This window comes from Streptomyces sp. NBC_01465, assembly GCF_036227325.1.
Classification (GTDB): Bacteria; Actinomycetota; Actinomycetes; order Streptomycetales; family Streptomycetaceae; genus Streptomyces.
The window spans coordinates 8,926,128-8,943,376 of sequence record NZ_CP109467.1 but is presented as its reverse complement, the minus strand read 5'-3'; the positions used below and the strand labels follow the sequence as shown (position 1 = coordinate 8,943,376).

The window sequence follows — 17,249 nt, the reverse complement described above, 5'->3', positions numbered from 1 at the left end:
GATGGCGAGGGAGCGTCGTGTTCGATGAGGTGGCTGCTTTGGCCATGAGCGGGGCGACAACGGTGGTGGCTGCTATGGCCACCGACGGCTGGTCGACGGCGCGCGCACGGATGGCCGGACTGTTCCGCCGCGCCGATGACGTTCAACGAGCTGCCATTGATGGGCAGTTGGATGGGCATGCCGCGTTGGTGGCGAGCTCCGACGATGCGGAGGCGGTCCGCCAAGACCTGGTTCCGGTCTGGCGGCTTCAGCTCGCGGCCCTGCTGCGGCAGCATCCCGATGCGGCGGAGGAACTTCAGCTTTTGGTGCGCGAGGTCCAGGAGCAACTGCCGTCGGCGCAACAGGTATGGCAGCAGCGACAGACGAATATCGCCCGTGATCGCGGGCGGGTGTTCGCCTCGCTCGGCGGGAATGTGATCGTCCATCACGGGCCGGAGCAGCCGCCGACCGCGCCTTCGGTCGTCGTCGGTGACGAGCCCGAGGCGGCTGAATGACCCAGGTGCCGTCCGGGGATTCGGCCGGTGTCCAGCAGGTCGTGCACGTCGAGAACGGCTTCGGCTATGGGTGCATCGGCGCGGACATCCACGTCTTCGGCGACGGCAGGCCGGTGTACCTGTTGTTCGGCCACCGTCGGCGCACGGGCCTGGAGTCGCCGTGGCTGCGGGCCCAGCCCAGCCGGATGCTCGATGCACGCGCGGAGATCGTCGACTTCACGGGCCGCGCAGCCGAGTTGGAGGGGCTGCTCACGTGGCGGGACACCGGGCCGCGGCTCTCGGTGCGGTGGTTGCACGGGAAGGGCGGCCAGGGAAAGACGCGTCTGGCGAACCTGCTGGCCGCCGAGTCCCTGGGCGCGGGTTGGAAGGTGGTCGATGCGACGCACGGCACCGACGCCCACCCGCCGGCGGAAGCCGGCGAGGACCTGCGTCTCGACGGGCACACCGGGGTCCTGTTGCTGGTCGACTATGCGGACCGTTGGCCCCTGGCGGACCTGAGCTGGCTGCTCCACAACCGCATCCTGCGCCACTCCGTCCCGGCGAGGGTGCTGCTGATCGGACGGTCGGCAACCGGATGGCCGGCACTGCGGGGAAAGCTCGGCCAGTTCCGGGAGAGCATCGACACGTCCGATCAGTTTCTGCCGCCGCTGCCCGACGATGGCAGCGCGCGCCAGCGCATGTTCACAGCGGCGTGCGAGTGCTTTGCCCGGCACTACCCGCAGATCGACAACCCTCGGGCGATCACACCTGCGGATGCGTTGGACGATCCGGACTTCGGGGTGACGCTGGTGGTGCACATGGCCGCCCTGGTGGCGGTGGACGCGGCGGCTCACGGTCGCCGTGCCCCCGCCGACATGGTCGGCCGGACGGTCTATCTGCTGGATCGGGAGCACGAGAATTGGCGCCAGTTGTATGAGAACGCCCGGCACGGCCTCGACTTTAGGACCTCCGACGAGGACATGGCGCGCGCGGTGTTCGCCGCCACGTTGATCGGACCCGCTGACCGGCGGACCGCCAGGAGCGTCATTGAACGGCTGATGCCGCACGCACCCGCCGAGCGGATCCTCCTGGACCACGGCGTCTGCTACCCGCCCGCAGACCCTGCTCGCGTCGACTCCTTCGAACCGCTGCTGCCCGATCGCCTGGCAGAGGACTTCGTCGCTCTCATGCTGCCCGGCAGCCCGATCACCGGGTACCCGTCGGACGCCTGGGCGGCTTCCGTTCCCGCCGCGGTCCTGCGCCGCGGGATGGATGGCGCGGCGCCGGCCTGGACGCCCCGGACCGTCGCCCACCTCGCGGCAGCGGCGGACCGCTGGCCGCATGTCGGGGAGGGGTACCTGTACCCGGTGGTGAAGGCCGATCCTCAAATCGCGCTGGACGCGGGCTCGGCCGGGCTCGGCGCCCTGGCCAAAATCGCGGACGGTGAGGTGCTGGACGGCAGCCTGCTCGGGGTCCTCGAATCGATCGACACGGTCCTGCCCGCAGGCCGGCACATCGACCTCGACGCGGGCATCGCCGCAGTGGCCGAGCGCCTCACCCACCGCCGCCTGGCGGACACCGAATCTGCCGTTGACCGGGCGATCCTGCACAGCCATCTCTCCGCGCGCTACGCCCATGCCGGTCTGGCCGACAAAGCGGTGGCCTCTGCGGAGCGTGCCACCACTATGTTCCGCTCGCTGGCAGAGGCCGATCCCGGGGCCCACCGGGCAGGCCTGGCAGGAGCTTTGGTCAACCTGAGCGCTTACCTGCCCGGCGTGGGCAGGGAGGTCGAGGAATTGGCGGTGGCGCAAGAGGCCGCGGCGATCTCGCGGGAGCTGACGGCGGCCGATCCGCAGAGCGACCCCAGCATTCTCTCCGGAGCCTTGATCAACGTGGGCTCCGCCCTCCTTCGGCGCCGACGGCCACAAGAGGCTCTGCAGGTCACGATGGAGGCGGCAGCCATCCTGCTCCAGGGCGACGATGCCACCCGGCAGCGTTACATCGTCCCGGTCGCCACCGCGTCGGACAATCTCGGGATGATCTTCTCCGCCCTGGAGCGGCCAACGGACGCGCTGGCGGCAGCCGACAGTGCCATCGAGCTTCTCCAGCTGGTCGCGGAGCGGAACCTCTCCGCCTACCTGCCCGATCTCGCCCGGGCGCTGCGCCACCGGGCGCTGTGGTTGCGGGAACTCGGACTGCCGCAGGAGGCGGCCCTGACTCTGGAGGAGGTCGTCACCACCGCAAGACGACTGGTCACTGCCAACTCCGATGCCCATGAACCCGGCCTCGCCACGGCCCTGGACAATCTCGGAAGCTACCAGGTCGATGCCGGATGGCTGGATGAGGCGGTGCCGACGCTTGAGGAGGCCGTGGCGCTCTTTCGCCGGCTGGCCACGGTCAACCCCGACGCCCACGAGCCCGACCTCGCCAAGTCGTTGAACAACCTCAGTGCCGTCTTCGCCCGCCGGGGACGTCTGGACGAGGCGTCGCAGGTGATACGAGAAGCGGTCGACGTGGGCCGCCGACTGGCCGAGGTGGAGCCCGCCGCCCACCTGCCCGACTTCGCGCTGGCCCTGGACAACCTGTGCGCCCTGCTGGGGGGCATGCGGCGCCCCAAGGTGCTGGCCGCCCTGCGGGAGGCGATCGACGTGCGCAGGCGACTGGCCGAAGCCGACCCGGACACCCACCTCGAGCGTCTCATCGCCTTGTTGGAGGAATCAGCCACCCAGCTGCGGGCCGCTGGGCGCTTGCGGGAGGCGCTGGTGCCCCTGCACGAGACGGTCGCCATCCACCGGCGGCTGGCCGCAAGCGGCTCCGAGGCCCACCAGGCGGACCTCGCCAGGAGCCTGGTCAACCTGAGCAGTCTGCTGGCCGACACTGAGGAGGACGGGGCACTGGCGGCAGCGCGCGAGGCACTGGCCCTCTATTGGCGCCTGGTCGCAGCCAATCCCGCGACCCATCTGCCGCATCTCGCCGTGTCCGTGAACAGGCTCAACAGCCTGCAGGTCAAAGGCGAGCGGTATGAGGAGGCACTCACCGCGGCCGACGAGGTCGTAGAGAACCTGCGCCGCCTCTCCCCCGCCGACCCGGCCCTCTACCGCCCCTTCATCGCTAAAGCGCTGTCGGGAGCGGGCCGACTGAGGACCGCCCGGGGCAGCGGGCTTCCGCAGGCCGAGGCCGCGCTGAAGGAAGCGGTCGCCTTGTTCGTGCAGTTGGCCGCGTACGCGCCGCACGAGTACGCGGACGACCTGAGAGACGCACTGATCACTTACGCCGCCGTGCTCGAGGAGCTCGGCTCCACGGCCAGGGCTGATCGCATCAGGAGGGTCACCCAGACAGAAGCCACCATGGATGCCGTATACGAAGTACTGGGGATGTGAGAGTGCGAGACGTGGGGGTCAGTGAGCTGGAAGAAGTTGCGGCGCTTGACGGCCAGGCGGACGGCATCGTTTCCGGCTAACAGCCCGGGCAGAGTGAGCGCCTCCCGACGGTCCAACGCGGCGGCGATCTGCGCCCCGTTGGAGTACGCGCCAGCGTCAGGATGCGCGTTCGAGTGCAGGTGTCAGAGGTGACGGCATCAGAGGACTCCCATCCGGCCCAGTCCCCACGCGCCCATTCGATGAGCAACCGCAGCATCGCCCTGGCGAGCTCCTGCGGCTGCCCATCCAGTAGATCATGGCGGGCCAGCACGGCCCGCTCCAGTTCGCTGCCGTCGATCGCCTCCAGGAACGCGGCCGCTGCCGGTCCAGGATCGGGCGCCTGACCGACAACCACCCTCGCCAGCCTGACGAAGTCCCCACCGGCGCGAGGGCTCAAGTGCAGGACCGCAGTGGGCGGTTCTCCGGCAACCTGCTGGAGGGAGCACGCGGCAACATACTGCGAGACGTCCACCCCACCGAGCTCGATCACAGAGCCAGTTGTGGACGGCGTGATCTGCAGCCGGTGGAGCTCCGCGTCTTCGGCCACGCGGGCCGGTCACAGCGTCACCCCATCGCTGCCACCCTGCTCGTCGAGCCGGGTGACGCGCACAACTTCCCATGTGGACGCCCGAGTTCGGGCCTCGGCGTACCGATCGCTGAGCCCGGCGACCAGGTCGAGGTCACCACCTCAGCGGATGGAACCTCCGTTGCTGTGGGCCGCCTGTGGGGCGCAGTCAGTGGGGTCAGGAACTGGTACCAGGCCGCGGACTCCCCCGCCCAGTCCACACCGGTCATCTGGGTCGCCATGATCTGCCCGTGGGTGGACAGCAGCGCACCGCGCCCCTCGTAGATGACCTCCCTTACGGGCTCTCCGGTGTCGGGTCGACGGGGGCGCCGGAGAGGCGGCTGATCCGGACCGTGTCGACGAGCAGCCCCTCCAGTTCGGCCTTCGTCGCGGCTATGTCGAGTATGGTCAACTCCCGTTGTTCAAGGTCGTGTCGTACTTCAGCCAGCTCACCCGGACTACCGGGGTGCTGGTGCGCTCACGCTGTCCAGGGTCCAGATGCGGCCCGCTGCGTCAGGGTCCTTGGGCTCGGTCAAGGTGATGCGGTGCTCGGCGGTGGGGGTCGGCGCACTGATCGGGGTGAGCATCCGGTACCGGCCGCTCGTGCCGACCGGTGTGCCCTGCCCGTCGGTGAGCCGTACGGTCACGTCCGCCCCGTGGTCGGGCAGGATCGCGCCGGGGCCTTCCCAGATGATCGTGTCCGGGGTCTGCTCGAACGTGTCGGGGTCGAAGACGCCAGGGATGAAGATCTGCACCGTGTCGGTGAGGACACGTTGCTCCACCACCCGGCGGGCGCTCTCAAGCGGCAGTCCCCCGACTGGTGTTGTCATGCAATCCAGCGTAGGGCGGCGCGCTGACACACCCTTCTGCGACTTGCCCCATTCTCATCCAACCCGGCCGATGCCTATCCGAACCGAACCGACAGGGATGAGAATCCGAAGATGGAGTTGGACCACCTGCTGATAGGTCACTGGAGCAGCCTCCCGTTCGCCTACGGAGCCATGGAGGCATCCGAGTTGGGTCTTCTCCCAGACCGTCGGGGATGGAGCACGTGGTTCAACTTTGGGGCGTTGTGGGTCACGCGCTTGAGCTGGGCGTGTCCCGAGCCGGGGGTTGTGGAGCTGCACACGAAGTGGATCGTGGAGGGAACTCCCAGACACGGCATCTCGCCGACGGCGTCGGTTGAGGAGATGCATGGGGTGACGCGTCATCACTACGTCGTGGGGCCGGTGGTGCCGATGCCTGGTGCAGAGGCGTTGTTGTCGATCTCGTTCGAAGAGCCGGTGGAGTTCAGTCACCGGTACGCCAGAGGGCGGAAGGAGATCCGGATCGAGGAGGATCCCGCCTACCTCGTACATGCAGGTCAAGAGCCCAACCCGACTGCTCGGCCCAGCTGAGCCGCAGTCGGTCGTCGCTCTGAGGGAGCGAGAAGTGCGGCCGCCATCATCTGCAGGAGGGACGGCATCACTGTTGTGGTGCAGAGAGGAACCCTCCGGGTCGCGATGACCTCACGTAGCTGCGCGGCGCTGATGCTGGAGACAGGGATGTCGGCTGCGTCGTAGTCGAGTGGCCAAGCTCCGGTCACCGCCCACCACACCCCAGCTGCGAGGGCGTACACGTCGTCGGCAGGCATCGGGGCGACGGGTCGGGTGCCTGCTTCGACGGAGGCGGCCAGCTCGGGAGAGAGGAGATGCGGCAGACCACCCCGGAAGACGTACGAGGGTTCGAAGCCGCGTCTCCAGGCCCAGGAGCAGTCGATGAGCCGCACACCGTCCTTGGTGTGGATGGAGTGCTGGGGTTGAAGGTCGCCGTGCACCCAGCCGGCCGCGTGCAGTTGGGTAACGGCTTCACATAGCTGGATGACACAGGCGAGCGCGGCCGATTCATCGCCTCTGCCCTCCCGCACCCCTCTGAGCGCATCCCAGGTCGATGGACCTTCGAACCAGGGCGTCACCATCCATGCCAGGCCCTGCCTGCGGTCCATCACCACGTCCCGGCCGGGCTCGCCCATGGCCTTGAGGACGTGAGCCTCGCGCAAGGTGATGGCCGCTCCCTCGCCGGTCCCCGCCTTGATCTCCACCGTTCCGGACGGCCCGGTCGCCTTCCACACGGCTGCCCCTCGGCGGTCGCTGATCACCTCCAGTTGTGCCCTCCCGCCACACCACCTGTTGGCCACAGCACGGGCCTCCACAGGACAGGGTGTTTCTTCCATCTTGGTGCGCCTCGCCTTCCTCAGTGCCCTATCGTGTCTCACGTTCCCGGCATCCGAATGCCGGGAATCAGTGCTTTCCGGGCCGGGAGTGATCTTGGGATACGTGACGCTTCTGCGCCGTCGCCGTGTGCTCACCCTGTGGGCCGCACAGGCCCTGTCGGTGTTCGGTGACCGCCTGTACGCCATGGCGATCATGTGGATTGCCTGGGAGCAGTCCGGGGCAGGCGCGATGGGCCTGGTCGCGATCGCCGAGTCCGTTCCGTACATCGTCATGGGCACCCTCGGCCGCCGCATCATGGACCGCTTCGCGTCCCTGCGCGCCCTGGCCCGCGTCGACGTCACCCGGGTCGTTCTCGTCGCCGTGCTGCCGTGGGCCTGGAGCGCCTTCGGCACCCCCGGCATGCTCGCCGTCGCCGCGCTCCTCGGTCTGGCCGGGGCCGTCTTCGACCCCAACCTCGGCGCCCTGGTCCCCGACCTTGTCGAGCCGGGTGAGGTCCAGGCGGTGAACGGCCTCATGGACCTGACCGGTCGGATCGCGCGTGTCGCCGGGCCCGGTGCGGCCGGCGCGCTCCTGGCCCTTGTCCCGCAGGGGGCCCTGTTCCTGATCGACGCCGTCACGTTCGCTGTGTCGGCCCTCGCGCTCGCCGCCCTTGGCCGCACGGTCGCCACTGCGGCACATGAGGGGCCCGTCCCGGCGAAGCCCGCCGTGTCGTTGAAGGCGCGGGCTCTGCTGCGCACGCACCCCGCGACGGCCGCTGCGCTCACGGTCCACGGCGCTGGGATCTTCGCCCAGGCGGTGGCCATGGCACTGCCCGCGCTCCTGGCCAGTCGGCTGGACGCCGGTGCGGGTGCGTACGGGCTGGCGCTCGCGGCCACCGGCGCGGGCGCGCTGGGCGGCAACCTCGTCGCGGGCAACGTGCGGCTGCCCGCCCGGCTCCCCGTCGCGTACTGCCTGCTGTGGGCGCTCTCTGGCCTGCTCCTGGCTGTCACCGGCGCCGTCACGAGCATGCCGATGCTGCTGGCGATCTCAGCGGCCTCCGGGGTGGTCGCCCCGTTCCTCGGCATCTCCTTGCAAACCCACCTGGCCGGGTTCCCGCCTGCTGCCCGCCGACGGCTCATGGCCTGCGACCTGACCCTAATCCGGACCGCCGGAACCACGTCGATGCTCGCCATCCCCGTGCTCGCGGCCTCCTCCCCGACCGCCGCCTTCTGGGCGGGAGGCCTGGCCACCGTCGCCGTCTCTCTGGCTGGGGCGGGCGCAGCATGGTGGTGGACACGGGACCGGCAGCCGCTACCCCTCACCGAGACCGCCGCCGAGTTGTCCCGGGACTGAGTAGACGCTGATGTGCCGCTCCTGCCCATCCTCGTACGGGGTGCGATCCCACCCGTTGTAGCGGGCCTCCAGCGTGAAACCGGCGAAGGCGGCCATCTGGTCCAGCTCGTCCAGGTGCACGTAGCGGCGGGTCACCTTCCGCAAGCTCGTCCCGTCCGCCGACAACCGGACCTCCTGCGAGTGCAGCAGCTGTGTCTGCGCCTCGTGCAGAACGATCGAGAGCTTCGCGACGCCCTCGTCCACGGCTCGGGGAATCACCCCGGACTCCAGCGGCAGCGCGGCGCTCCCGGGCACGGACGCCTCGACCACCAGGCGGCCCCCGGCCATCAACGCGCGGCCGCAACAGTTCAGGCACCCCTGCTGCCGCTCAGCAGACGCCAGCAGGTAGAAGGTGGACGCGACCACGTAGACCAGCGTGTGACGGCCGGGCAGCGTGAACGACGCCATGTCGGCCAGGCGGTAGTCGACGGGCAGGTCCCCGGTCCGTTCGGCCAGGTGCCGGACCATCTTCGTGGAGACGTCCAGGCCCGTCACCGGTACTCCGTGTCTAGCAAGCGGCAACGCCACTCTGCCCATGCCAATACCGAGTTCCAGGGCCGGGCCGCCCGCCGCCAGCTCTGCCAGCACGGCAGCGACCGGCGCGGCCGGCCCAAGGCTCTTTTCGTTGTAGGTGTCCGCCCACTCGTCCCACAGCATGGCGTCCTGGTCGAACATGTCCACAGCAGTCCCGTCCGTTCCGCGAGTAAGAGGAGCGGTCGGGCCCGCTCCCCAGGAGTGGACCCGACCGCGTTCATCGATGGGGCGTCAGGTCACGCAGTGAGGCGCGTCCAGTGTTCGACGGTGATGTTCTCCAACGGGATGCCGAGCTGCTTGTAGATCCGCGTGTGCATCGCCCCGAACCAGGCGTCGCGGCGGTCGTCGAAGAACTCCTGGTCGTACCAGGCCACTCCGAGGATCACGGTGCCGCCCCCGTTGGGGTTGTCCTGTTCGGCCTCCCAGTAGGTGGCCTGCCAGTCCCACAACATCAGCTCTTCGGGGCGCTCGCGCAGTCGCCTGTCCGACTCCTCCAGCGCGCTGATGCACCGGCGGGCCGTGGCCTCGTCGGGGCAGTAGTACGTGCACTCGCTTCGGGCGACGGCCTTCTTGTCGCCGCGCCGCTCGGCGTCGGTGTCCTCGCCGTTCAGCACCCGAATACGCGTCGGCGCATCCTGGTCGAGGAACTCCTTGAGGATGGTCATGGTGCACTCCTCTGCTTCCGTCCGGATGGGACTACCAGCCACTCCCGCTGACCGGGACGAGGCTGGGGCTTGAGCCGTCGCGCATCTGGACGCCGTCCGGCGCGACGAAGCGAATGTTCAGGCCGAGCCGAGCGCCCTCGCCCTGGTTCGAGCCCGACCTGTGCAGCAACTGGGGATCCATCAACAGCCCGGACCCGGCCATCACCGGAACGGGAACGCCCCGCACCCCAGCCGGGACAACCGCACCCAGCGCCCGCCCGCGCACCGCACCGGAGTCGTCCTCAGCGCCGTACGGGAGGTACCCGGCCCGCTGGGACCCTGGCATCACGTGCAGGCACCCGGAGTCCTGGCGGGCATCGGTCAGCGCCAGCCACGCGGCCACCGACCTCTTCGGGTCGAGTTCGATCCGGTCATTGATCCCGTCCTGGTGCCACGGAACCTCGAAGATCGACCCAGGCCACTTGATGACGAGGAACGTGTTCTCCACGGCAACGTCCGGACCGATCACGGCGCTCACCGCGGCAAGCAGCCGGGGCGAGCGCACAACAGCGCGAGCCCACTCCTCGCTCTGGTGCGGATTGCGCAGCACCTCGGTACGAGACGTCCGGTGCTCCACGACCAGGGCCGCGGCACGGGCGCGCGCAGCCGCAGCCGTGGCCCAGTCGGCCACGAAGCGGCTCCCGCCGGCACCCAGCAGTCCGTCCCCGCTCATCCCTCGTCCTCCTATCAGGCGGCCGGTGGTCGACCGGTCCGAACTCCGGCGCATCGTCGAGATGTTGAAGGAACGGGCTCTCCATGTCCGGCTGCGAGGGCCGGGAGACAGCAAGCCCCCGCAGCAGGTCGTGCAGAGCCCGCCCCTCAGGCCAACGGACGCAAATGGGCGCGCACTGTCTTGCCGCCCTCGCCTTGTCTCAGGAACCACCACAGGTCCCCGCCGACCGCGCGCACCAGGCGAAGACCGCGGCCCTGCTCATCACCATCACTCGGAGCAACCGACTGCCCGAAGTTGGAGAAGTCAGCCACCGGGTCGGAGACGTCGACGAGGAGACTGCCGTCCTCAAGTACCGCCAGACGTAGAGAGAGGAGCTCCCCGACCACGCGGGCATGGTTGATCGAATTCGTTACGAGTTCGCTGACTACCAAGACGGCGTCCTCGATGTCCCCGCACCAGTTCCACATCGTGAGGGTCCGACGGGCCTGTATCCGACTGAGCCCTACAGAGCGGTAGATCATCGGCACCGCCATCGCCTGCTCCCGCACAACGATCGCGGTCATGACCGCGGAGGCATCCACTCGCTGGTCCACGAGTGACGCAGTCTGCTGAACCTGCAAGTTCACGTCTGACTCCCTGATTCACGGTGCTCGTCCGTACGCGCTCAGTGAGGGCTGAATCGAGCGTGACAACCAGGGCCTTTCAGCTCTACCCCCACTTCCCCCTCGACTTGCGACCCTCGGATTGACGCGACCCTCGCACCAACCTCGGAATCTCCCCGGACTGTTCAAGTTCCTTCTACACAGGGCAAATTGACAGGGCGTTGGTCGTACCGTCGGTGATGACGCGCTAGACATACGGGATGGGGGGCACGATGCGTACGCTCTTCCGCTATCTCCTCGAAGAACGCGAGTGGCGCAGCCACGAGGCGTTCCTGCCGCAGTTCCGACAAGCCGCGAACAGGATCAATCTCCCTGGGATCGAACCGGCCCAAACAACGTTCGAGGCCTGGTTCTACGGAGCACGCCGGCCGCAGCGGGACGCCCGCCGAGTACTGGTGGAGCTCCTGGGATACAGCATCGACGCCCTCTGGTCGGAGATTCCTGACGGCACCGCTCCTGCCATCCCCGCTCTGAATAGCGCGCCGCCTGCAACACCCGCCGAACTCGGCGGGGATCTGACCGAGATGAAAAGGATGGGCGTCATGGCAGCGCGACGAGCAAAGGACTTCGTCCTCGGAACGGAAAGGGAGCGCGTGGGCGCTGAAGCGATCGGCTTCGTGAACGACGAGGTGACCCGCCTCGTCGCCGAGTACCCCCGCGTGCCCCTCGCAACGATCTGGGACGACCTCGCATCCGCTCAGGACGACGTATTCCGGCTGCTCGAAGGCGGGCGCCTGCGCCCGTCGCAGTTGCGCGACCTGAACTTTCAGGCCACGGTTCTGTCGTTCCTGATGGCCAAGGGCAGCAACGACATGGGCGACCCGAAGACAGCCATGGTTCAAGCGCGGGTGGCGCTCTCCTGCGCCGACGACGCCGAACACCCCGGCCTCATCGCCCTGGTGAACGGTCTCAAATCGCTCATCGCCTACTGGGCGAACCAGCCTGAGGACGCCCTGCACTTCGCCCGCCAGGGCGCAGCACACGCCAACCCGCAGCGCGGGACAGTAGGTCTGTGGATGCTCGGTCTCGAAGCAAGGGCCGCAGCCCTGTTGGGCGACGAGGCCACTGTTCGCACGGCCAACCGGGCGGCTACGGAACGACGTGACCGCGTCACGCCCGACGACCTCGACGCCCTCGGCGGCCTGCTCACCTACCCGGATGCCAAGCAGCACTACTACACCGTCGAAGCAGAAGTTCTCCTCGGGCACGGAGGCGAACCGCTCGCCACACAAGCAGCGAAGGCCGTACAAGGGTTCAGCGATCCGAACGCACCCGAGTGGGCCTTCGGCGATCTCGCGGGCGCGCAGTGCAACCAGGCCCTGACCTATCTGTACGGCGGCGACCTAGACGGAGCTGCGTCCGCGATTAGGCCCGTCCTCGACCTACCGGCCTCGCTGCGCAACCAGGGCATCGTCGTCTCCGCCGCACGTGTTCGCCAGGCCCTCACCGCCGGCACCGCCCGCGACGCCATCATCGCCCGCGACCTGGCCGAGGAAATCGCCGCGTACAAACCGCAGCGGCTGGCCCTCCCTCGGTAGAACCGGCGGCGATAGAGTCCCGGCATGTATCCGGTCAGCCGTCACAGCTCCCGCCTCGCCCTACGCGAACTCACCGTCGATGACGTGGCGGCTGTCCTCGCGATCTACGGGAGCCGCGAAGCCACGGAACACCTTTCGTTCGAGCCCCGGACCCGCGAGGAAACGGCGGCGATCGTGGCCCGGTCCATCGCCTCCGCAACCGCAACTCCCCGCAGCGAGTTCGCCCTTGCTGTAGTCGAGCGCGACGGCTCGGAACTGGTCGGCTTCGCCCGTCTCGCACTCGACCCTCATCAACAGCGCGCCGCCACGATGGGATTCGCACTGCGACCGGACTCCTGGGGGGTCGGTTACGGCGTCGAGGCTGTGCAGCTCGTCCTCGGCCTCGCCTTCGAGGAGATCGGACTCCACCGGGTGTGGGGGGCGCGATCCCCGCTCAACGAGGCTTCAGCGAAGACGATGATCGCCGCAGGGATGCAAGAAGAGGGCATCATCCGCGAGCACATCCAGAAGGCAGGGCGGTGGCGGGACTCCGTCGTTCATGCCGTCCTCGAACACGAGTGGGCAGCAGCTCCCACGCGATGACCGCTTGAGTCAGCCCACTGCGGCCGCATCGGGGCGCGGCCCGAAGGCCCTGCGACACCGGGGGTGGGAGATCGGCCAGGACGCCGCGTCGTCCACGGTGCGCAGGGTGCCGGTGGCGAGGTCGGGGTCCTGGTGGCTGGTCCATCCGCAGCCGATCCCGTCGAAGACCTCGACCATCGTGACGCTGGCCTCCCTGGCCACGTTCAGGGTGCCCGCGTTGTACGCCACCGCTGACTTCGCGAGCGTCGCCGCCTCCGCCCACACCCTCACCGGAACGCGGGCGCCGTTGCGGTAGATGACGTGCGTCAGCGACTGCGCGGCCAGCCGGTCCGCGAGGGACTTCGCGGCCTGGCGGGCCGTGGTGTTCCCCGCAGCCAGGAGCGGCACCTCCTCGCGCGCAGCGGCGCGCGCCATCCGGTACCAGCGTTCCGCCATGCGCTCAGCCTCCTGCGACCGGCGCAGAAAGTCTCCGTACGAGTCGGAGGCAAGGGCCTGGAGGGCATCGGCGTGCGGCTGCGTCCAGACGAACGAGCCCTCGCCGACCGTGCGTGCTGCGGCCTGGGCGCCCTGCTCGTAGAGGTGTGGCAGCTGCCTTCGTACGAACGCTTGCGCTTCGTTGTCCACACGGCTGTGGAAATCCGAGACGGCGGCCTTGAACTCCTCCAGCGTCGTCAGCACGTACGGGAGTCGCCACCGAGCGACGATCGACGCGACGACGGCAGTCTGCTTGTCGGCGAGGCGCTGCCAGGCGTCCTCCAGAACTGCGGCAACCCGGCGGGCCACGACATCGGGATCGCCGGGGGTCAGGGGCGGCCAGTCGTACGGCACCCGGTCACCGCCTGCGCCGTGCGGGAACCAGCGGGACCGCCACGAGCTCGGGCACGTCGTCACCGGCCACGGTGGTTGTCTCGTCCGGGCCCACCAGGTTGGCGAGTCCTGCAATCTGGCGCTCGGTGCCGGTGAGGTTGTTGGTCTGGTCGACGGTCACGACCCCGTCCACGGTGACGCGCAGCGGCTCGGCGAGCATCTGGGCCCGACGCTCGGCCAGTACCTCGAGCGCGACCGCCCGCGCGGTGCCGAGTCTGGCGTACCGGGTGTCGAGCTCACTGATCTTTAACTCGTGGTGTTCTGCGGGGTGATGACGTGGTCCGGCTGGTGGGCTATGCCCGTGGGTATGAGGTATGCGCAGGGCGGTGGGATGAGCGATGCGGAGCGGGCTCGGCGTGAGCGGGTGCGTTTGCGGGCGGCCGAGTTGTTCGCGTTGGGCCGCAGCGATCAGGACGTGGCCGGTGAGTTGCGGGTGACGCGGATGTCGGCGAACCGCTGGCGGCGGGCCTGGCGGAGCGGTGGCAGCCGCGCACTGGTGTCGAGGGGACCGGCCTGTCGGCCGCGGCTGGGTGATGCGCAGTTCGCAAAGCTGGAAGCCTATTTGCGGCAGGGTCCGGGAGCACACGGCTGGAGTGATCAGCGGTGGACGCTGGTGCGGGTGAAGACGGTGATCGGGCGGAAGTTCCATGTGAGCTATTCGCTGGCGGGGGTGTGGAAGCTGCTGCGGCGTCATGGCTGGTCGTGTCAGATGCCCGCCCGTCGGGCGGTGGAGCGGGATGATGCGGCCGTCGAGGTGTTCAAGAGCGAGGTGTGGCCGGCGGCGGAAAGAGGGCGGCAGACCTGGATGCCTGGGTCTGCTTCGAGGACGAGTGCGGCCGCACGATGATCCCGCCGCGGGCCAGGACCTGGGCGCCGCGCGGGCACACTCCGGTAGTGGCGGTGCCGGGCAGCCGCGGCGGTCGCATCTCGGTGGCCGACCTGGTCTGTTACCGGCACGGACACCGCTCCCGGCTGATCTACCGGCTGCACGTCTACCGCCGCCGGAGGGAGGAGGCCCCCAGCTTCACCTGGCGCGACTACCGGGATCTGCTGATCGCCGCCCACACCCAGCTGGGCGCACCACTGGTGGTCGTCTGGGACAACCTCAACCGCCACACCTGCGCACCGATACGCACGTTCATCGCCGACCACCAGGACTGGCTGACGGTGATCCAACTGCCGTCGTACGCACCGGATCTGAACCCGGCCGAGGGAATCTGGGCCGAACTGAACCGCAGCACCCTGGCCAACCTTGCCGTGCCCAGCCTCGACCATCTCATCACCGCGATGAAGCACGGCCTCAAGCGGCTTCAGTACCGGCCGGACCTGATCGACGGTTGCCTCACCGGGACCGGCCTGACCCGCCAACCACCGTAACTTCACGCATTAAAGATCAGTGAGCTGCGCAGCTGCGCCTCGTGCTGTTTGAGGAGAACCCTGCACACCCGCGCCAGGGCTCGAAGGTGCACCCAGTGCGCCATACGGATGCGGGCGCCAACCTCACCGTCAGCAGAGTCCCGCGGCAGCAGCAGATGCTCCGCATCGCTCAGCGCACCAATCAGCTGCGGGGAACGCTTCTCTGCAGGTATGCGCTCGGTACAGGGAATGAGCAGGCGAATGTCCGCCGTCACACGGTCCGTAGCAGCCCGCAACTCCTGCTCGGAAGGCACCGTCCTGCGCGTCCGCAGGGCGCTCTCGTAATGCGCCTCTATGGCCCTGCCGTCGACCAACCGCCCATTGGCGGCTTCAGCCCCGGCGATCCCCCCGGGAGGGTGTTCCATGTCGGCCTGATTCATACCAACGACGTTAGGGAGCACACCACTTGAGCCTCAACGAAGTTCTACGAAGTTGCGCAGATTCACCCGAGCGCGTCGATAGCCGCTGTGATCAACGCCCGCGCCTGCGGACCATACACAGCCATCCGCAGCACTGCCGCGAAGGCTTTGACGTACACACCCACCTCGTCAGGCACAGTGATGTTGATTTCCGCAGACAGGTTCTCCACCTGCACGCGTTCGTCGTCGAAGACCATGAACGTCTCCAGCGGCCACATCCTGCGCTGTGCCGCGAAGGGGATCACTCCGAAGGCCACGGAAGGAAGCGACATGACCTCCAGGAGATAGCCCAACTGCCCGGCCATCACGGACGCGCCGCCGATTCGGTAGCGCAGCACCGCTTCCTCGACCAGCAGAACAAACCGGTGATCCCCATCCCGGATGACATGCGACCGTGCGAGGCGAGCCGCAGCTGCCGCCGGCGCATCGTTCGGCGTTCCCTGGAAATTGCTGATGGTCGTGAGCAGCGACTCTGCGTACCCCTGCGTCTGGAGCAGACCGGGCACGACGTTCGAGCAGTACACCCGGAACAGGTGGGTGCGCTCGTAGAGCGGCACGTCGACTTCCTGACGGCGCTTGATGCCCGTCTGGTGGATCCGCTTCCACTCGACATACATCTGGTCAGCGACACGGGTCTGAGCGATCAACTCCGCCGTATGCTCCTGGGCCGCGCACACGGCCAGGTACTTCCGAATGTCTTCGTCAGTCGGCAGCGTCACGGCGTTCTCCAGCCGGGACACCTTCGACTTGTGCCACCCGCACCGGGCAGCCACCTCATACCCCTTCAGCCCAGCCGTCCTACGCAGGTCCACCAGGCGTGCAGCAACACCCTCACGGGCGGCCTGCGCAGCAGACGAGGGCGAAGCGTTCATCAGGTAGCTGTCCCGGTGGGCGCGTGCGACGTCTCAGACCTTGTACTCGTCGTGCGGAATGCCGAGCTCCCAGACAGCCGCGAACGCCTCAGCACACAGGCGTACGACCGCCTCCTCATGGGAGACAAGCGGGTCAACGGCATGGCCGTCACCAGTGAACAGGTTGAACCGGACGATACGCCGGTCGATCAACCAGAAGTCGTTGCCAGGAAGCGCCACACCTGAGGCCTCGCTGCGCGGCAGCCACCGAACACCCTCCCCCGCCTGGAGGTTGACACCAGTGATCGCGTGCTCGAAGCGAATGTATTCGGTGACCGGCTCGGACACGATGCGGGCACGGCGAACCACGACACCACGAGCCACGGTCCGCTCCACCAATGACACCCACGGGCGCCAGAACTCAGAGTCGTAAGCCGGAACCGTCCCGTCAGCCCGCCACGCCTCGACGACTTCCTTCTCCTCGTCGACACCGTAGTGGTCACGCATCTCCAGGTGGACCGCGGAGTGCCGTGCCGAATCAAGCAGTTGATCGAAGCTGGGCACGCTCGGCGGCATCGCACGCCTCCCTGATCAGCGGCACCATACGTGCCGGAACTCGGATTACCGCTTCAGTGTCCGGTCGAGGGCCATCCTGCTCACACTCGGCAAGCGTCGCCGCGTCGGCTACGTAGCCCTGAAAGATCAGGTCGGGCTCCACCGAAGTGGTGGTGTCCACCCAGACAGCAGGACAGTTGCCCCCACCCGTCTCCGGATCGATCCCAATGAAAGTTAGTGCCATGACTGCCTCCCGCGTCTAGATGGTTGCGCGATGTTGCAGAACGAACACTCCGGCGATCCCTCAACCAACAACCAACCTTGGCACGCAACTTGGTTCAGCGGCTACGCATAGGAACACTTCCAGCCATGTAGGTTCGCATTTAGCGTGTCCCTTTCTCACTCAC

Annotated in this window: 20 protein-coding genes; 8 read left to right on the top strand and 12 right to left on the bottom strand. The window is 68.2% G+C overall.

Translation table 11 applies throughout. The features are described 5' to 3' along the window. Nucleotides 1–17: 17 nt before the first annotated feature. The 3 genes from OG707_RS41515 (at nt 18) to OG707_RS41505 (ending at nt 4,742) form a co-directional block, all read left to right on the top strand. Nucleotides 18–494 carry a hypothetical protein gene (locus tag OG707_RS41515; RefSeq protein WP_329127365.1) on the top strand — a complete coding sequence of 159 codons (477 nt, stop codon included), beginning with the start codon at nt 18–20 and terminating at the stop codon, nt 492–494. After that, nucleotides 491–3,853, top strand: coding sequence for a tetratricopeptide repeat protein (locus OG707_RS41510; protein WP_329127364.1), 3,363 nt, complete (start codon nt 491–493; stop codon nt 3,851–3,853). Before OG707_RS41515 ends, OG707_RS41510 begins: the two co-directional genes overlap by 4 nt. Before the next feature lie 295 nt (nt 3,854–4,148). Then, complete coding sequence (locus OG707_RS41505; RefSeq protein ID WP_329127363.1) at nt 4,149–4,742, top strand: hypothetical protein; 594 nt, start codon at nt 4,149–4,151, stop codon at nt 4,740–4,742. A gap of 173 nt (nt 4,743–4,915) precedes the next feature. Here OG707_RS41505 and OG707_RS41500 read toward each other — a convergent pair whose 3' ends face one another. Beyond that, on the bottom strand, nt 4,916–5,287 hold the full coding sequence (locus OG707_RS41500; protein ID WP_329127362.1) for a DUF6093 family protein: 372 nt from the start codon (nt 5,285–5,287) through the stop codon (nt 4,916–4,918). 111 nt (nt 5,288–5,398) lie between these two features. Here OG707_RS41500 and OG707_RS41495 point away from each other — a divergent pair, with 111 nt between their 5' ends. Then, a complete protein-coding gene (locus OG707_RS41495) occupies nt 5,399–5,854 on the top strand; it encodes a hypothetical protein (RefSeq protein ID WP_329127361.1) in 456 nt (151 codons plus the stop codon). On the opposite strand, the gene OG707_RS41490 is transcribed toward OG707_RS41495, so the two are convergent. After that, nucleotides 5,821–6,567, bottom strand: a complete 747-nt coding sequence (locus tag OG707_RS41490) for a hypothetical protein (RefSeq protein ID WP_329127360.1) — start codon at nt 6,565–6,567, stop codon at nt 5,821–5,823. The two genes, OG707_RS41495 and OG707_RS41490, sit on opposite strands and share 34 nt — an antisense overlap. A gap of 205 nt (nt 6,568–6,772) precedes the next feature. Between OG707_RS41490 and OG707_RS41485 the strand changes: the two genes are divergently transcribed. Next, nucleotides 6,773–8,002 (top strand): MFS transporter, encoded by a 1,230-nt coding sequence (locus OG707_RS41485; RefSeq protein WP_329127359.1) that lies wholly within the window; start codon nt 6,773–6,775, stop codon nt 8,000–8,002. On the opposite strand, the gene OG707_RS41480 is transcribed toward OG707_RS41485, so the two are convergent. From OG707_RS41480 to OG707_RS41465, 4 genes are all read right to left on the bottom strand, one after another. Further along, entirely contained in the window at nt 7,961–8,716 is a 756-nt protein-coding gene (locus tag OG707_RS41480; protein ID WP_329127358.1) for a class I SAM-dependent methyltransferase, read from the bottom strand. The two genes, OG707_RS41485 and OG707_RS41480, sit on opposite strands and share 42 nt — an antisense overlap. A 95-nt stretch (nt 8,717–8,811) precedes the next feature. Then, a complete protein-coding gene (locus OG707_RS41475; RefSeq protein ID WP_329127356.1) occupies nt 8,812–9,240 on the bottom strand; it encodes a hypothetical protein in 429 nt (142 codons plus the stop codon). 31 nt (nt 9,241–9,271) lie between these two features. Beyond that, on the bottom strand, nt 9,272–9,952 hold the full coding sequence (locus OG707_RS41470; protein ID WP_329127355.1) for a phytanoyl-CoA dioxygenase family protein: 681 nt from the start codon (nt 9,950–9,952) through the stop codon (nt 9,272–9,274). A gap of 146 nt (nt 9,953–10,098) precedes the next feature. Further along, on the bottom strand, nt 10,099–10,578 hold the full coding sequence (locus OG707_RS41465) for an ATP-binding protein (RefSeq protein WP_329127353.1): 480 nt from the start codon (nt 10,576–10,578) through the stop codon (nt 10,099–10,101). A 248-nt stretch (nt 10,579–10,826) separates the two neighbouring features. Between OG707_RS41465 and OG707_RS41460 the strand changes: the two genes are divergently transcribed. Both OG707_RS41460 and OG707_RS41455 read left to right on the top strand, forming a co-directional pair. Continuing rightward, nucleotides 10,827–12,152, top strand: coding sequence for a hypothetical protein (locus OG707_RS41460; RefSeq protein WP_329127352.1), 1,326 nt, complete (start codon nt 10,827–10,829; stop codon nt 12,150–12,152). Between the two features lie 24 nt (nt 12,153–12,176). Further along, nucleotides 12,177–12,734 (top strand): GNAT family N-acetyltransferase, encoded by a 558-nt coding sequence (locus OG707_RS41455; RefSeq protein WP_329127350.1) that lies wholly within the window; start codon nt 12,177–12,179, stop codon nt 12,732–12,734. A 9-nt stretch (nt 12,735–12,743) separates the two neighbouring features. On the opposite strand, the gene OG707_RS41450 is transcribed toward OG707_RS41455, so the two are convergent. Beyond that, entirely contained in the window at nt 12,744–13,562 is an 819-nt protein-coding gene (locus tag OG707_RS41450) for a hypothetical protein (RefSeq protein WP_329127349.1), read from the bottom strand. Nucleotides 13,563–13,566: 4 nt separating this feature from the next. Further along, the gene (locus tag OG707_RS41445) at nt 13,567–13,761 is read right to left on the bottom strand and encodes a hypothetical protein (protein WP_329127347.1); all 195 of its coding nucleotides are present in this window, start codon (nt 13,759–13,761) and stop codon (nt 13,567–13,569) included. Between the two features lie 147 nt (nt 13,762–13,908). Here OG707_RS41445 and OG707_RS42540 point away from each other — a divergent pair. Further along, nucleotides 13,909–14,978 (top strand): IS630 family transposase gene (locus OG707_RS42540; RefSeq protein WP_443071461.1). Its coding sequence is split into 2 segments (ribosomal slippage): nt 13,909–14,367 and nt 14,370–14,978, totalling 1,068 coding nucleotides; the frame shifts between segments, so codons are not numbered across the junction. Nucleotides 14,979–14,980: 2 nt separating this feature from the next. On the opposite strand, the gene OG707_RS41430 is transcribed toward OG707_RS42540, so the two are convergent. The 4 genes from OG707_RS41430 to OG707_RS42535 form a co-directional block, all read right to left on the bottom strand. After that, the gene (locus OG707_RS41430; RefSeq protein ID WP_329127341.1) at nt 14,981–15,397 is read right to left on the bottom strand and encodes a hypothetical protein; all 417 of its coding nucleotides are present in this window, start codon (nt 15,395–15,397) and stop codon (nt 14,981–14,983) included. 62 nt (nt 15,398–15,459) lie between these two features. After that, nucleotides 15,460–16,308: a helix-turn-helix domain-containing protein gene (locus OG707_RS41425; RefSeq protein ID WP_329127339.1), complete on the bottom strand. Its 849-nt coding sequence runs from the start codon at nt 16,306–16,308 to the stop codon at nt 15,460–15,462. A gap of 33 nt (nt 16,309–16,341) precedes the next feature. Continuing rightward, nucleotides 16,342–16,863: a DUF6879 family protein gene (locus OG707_RS41420; protein WP_329127337.1), complete on the bottom strand. Its 522-nt coding sequence runs from the start codon at nt 16,861–16,863 to the stop codon at nt 16,342–16,344. Continuing rightward, the gene (locus tag OG707_RS42535; protein ID WP_443071460.1) at nt 16,826–17,086 is read right to left on the bottom strand and encodes a hypothetical protein; all 261 of its coding nucleotides are present in this window, start codon (nt 17,084–17,086) and stop codon (nt 16,826–16,828) included. The genes OG707_RS41420 and OG707_RS42535 overlap by 38 nt, the downstream gene beginning before the upstream one ends. Nucleotides 17,087–17,249: the final 163 nt, after the last annotated feature.

Coding starts and splice junctions, on each gene's coding strand:
- OG707_RS41510 (WP_329127364.1), top strand. CDS start 491: ATGACCCAGGTGCCGTCCGGGGATTCGGCCGGTGTCCAGCAGGTCGTG.
- OG707_RS41505 (WP_329127363.1), top strand. CDS start 4,149: ATGGCGGGCCAGCACGGCCCGCTCCAGTTCGCTGCCGTCGATCGCCTC.
- OG707_RS41500 (WP_329127362.1), bottom strand. CDS start 5,287: ATGACAACACCAGTCGGGGGACTGCCGCTTGAGAGCGCCCGCCGGGTG.
- OG707_RS41495 (WP_329127361.1), top strand. CDS start 5,399: ATGGAGTTGGACCACCTGCTGATAGGTCACTGGAGCAGCCTCCCGTTC.
- OG707_RS41480 (WP_329127358.1), bottom strand. CDS start 8,716: ATGTTCGACCAGGACGCCATGCTGTGGGACGAGTGGGCGGACACCTAC.
- OG707_RS41475 (WP_329127356.1), bottom strand. CDS start 9,240: ATGACCATCCTCAAGGAGTTCCTCGACCAGGATGCGCCGACGCGTATT.
- OG707_RS41470 (WP_329127355.1), bottom strand. CDS start 9,952: ATGAGCGGGGACGGACTGCTGGGTGCCGGCGGGAGCCGCTTCGTGGCC.
- OG707_RS41460 (WP_329127352.1), top strand. CDS start 10,827: ATGCGTACGCTCTTCCGCTATCTCCTCGAAGAACGCGAGTGGCGCAGC.
- OG707_RS41455 (WP_329127350.1), top strand. CDS start 12,177: ATGTATCCGGTCAGCCGTCACAGCTCCCGCCTCGCCCTACGCGAACTC.
- OG707_RS41445 (WP_329127347.1), bottom strand. CDS start 13,761: ATGCTCGCCGAGCCGCTGCGCGTCACCGTGGACGGGGTCGTGACCGTC.
- OG707_RS41430 (WP_329127341.1), bottom strand. CDS start 15,397: ATGAATCAGGCCGACATGGAACACCCTCCCGGGGGGATCGCCGGGGCT.
- OG707_RS41425 (WP_329127339.1), bottom strand. CDS start 16,308: ATGAACGCTTCGCCCTCGTCTGCTGCGCAGGCCGCCCGTGAGGGTGTT.
- OG707_RS41420 (WP_329127337.1), bottom strand. CDS start 16,863: ATGCCGCCGAGCGTGCCCAGCTTCGATCAACTGCTTGATTCGGCACGG.
- OG707_RS42535 (WP_443071460.1), bottom strand. CDS start 17,086: ATGGCACTAACTTTCATTGGGATCGATCCGGAGACGGGTGGGGGCAAC.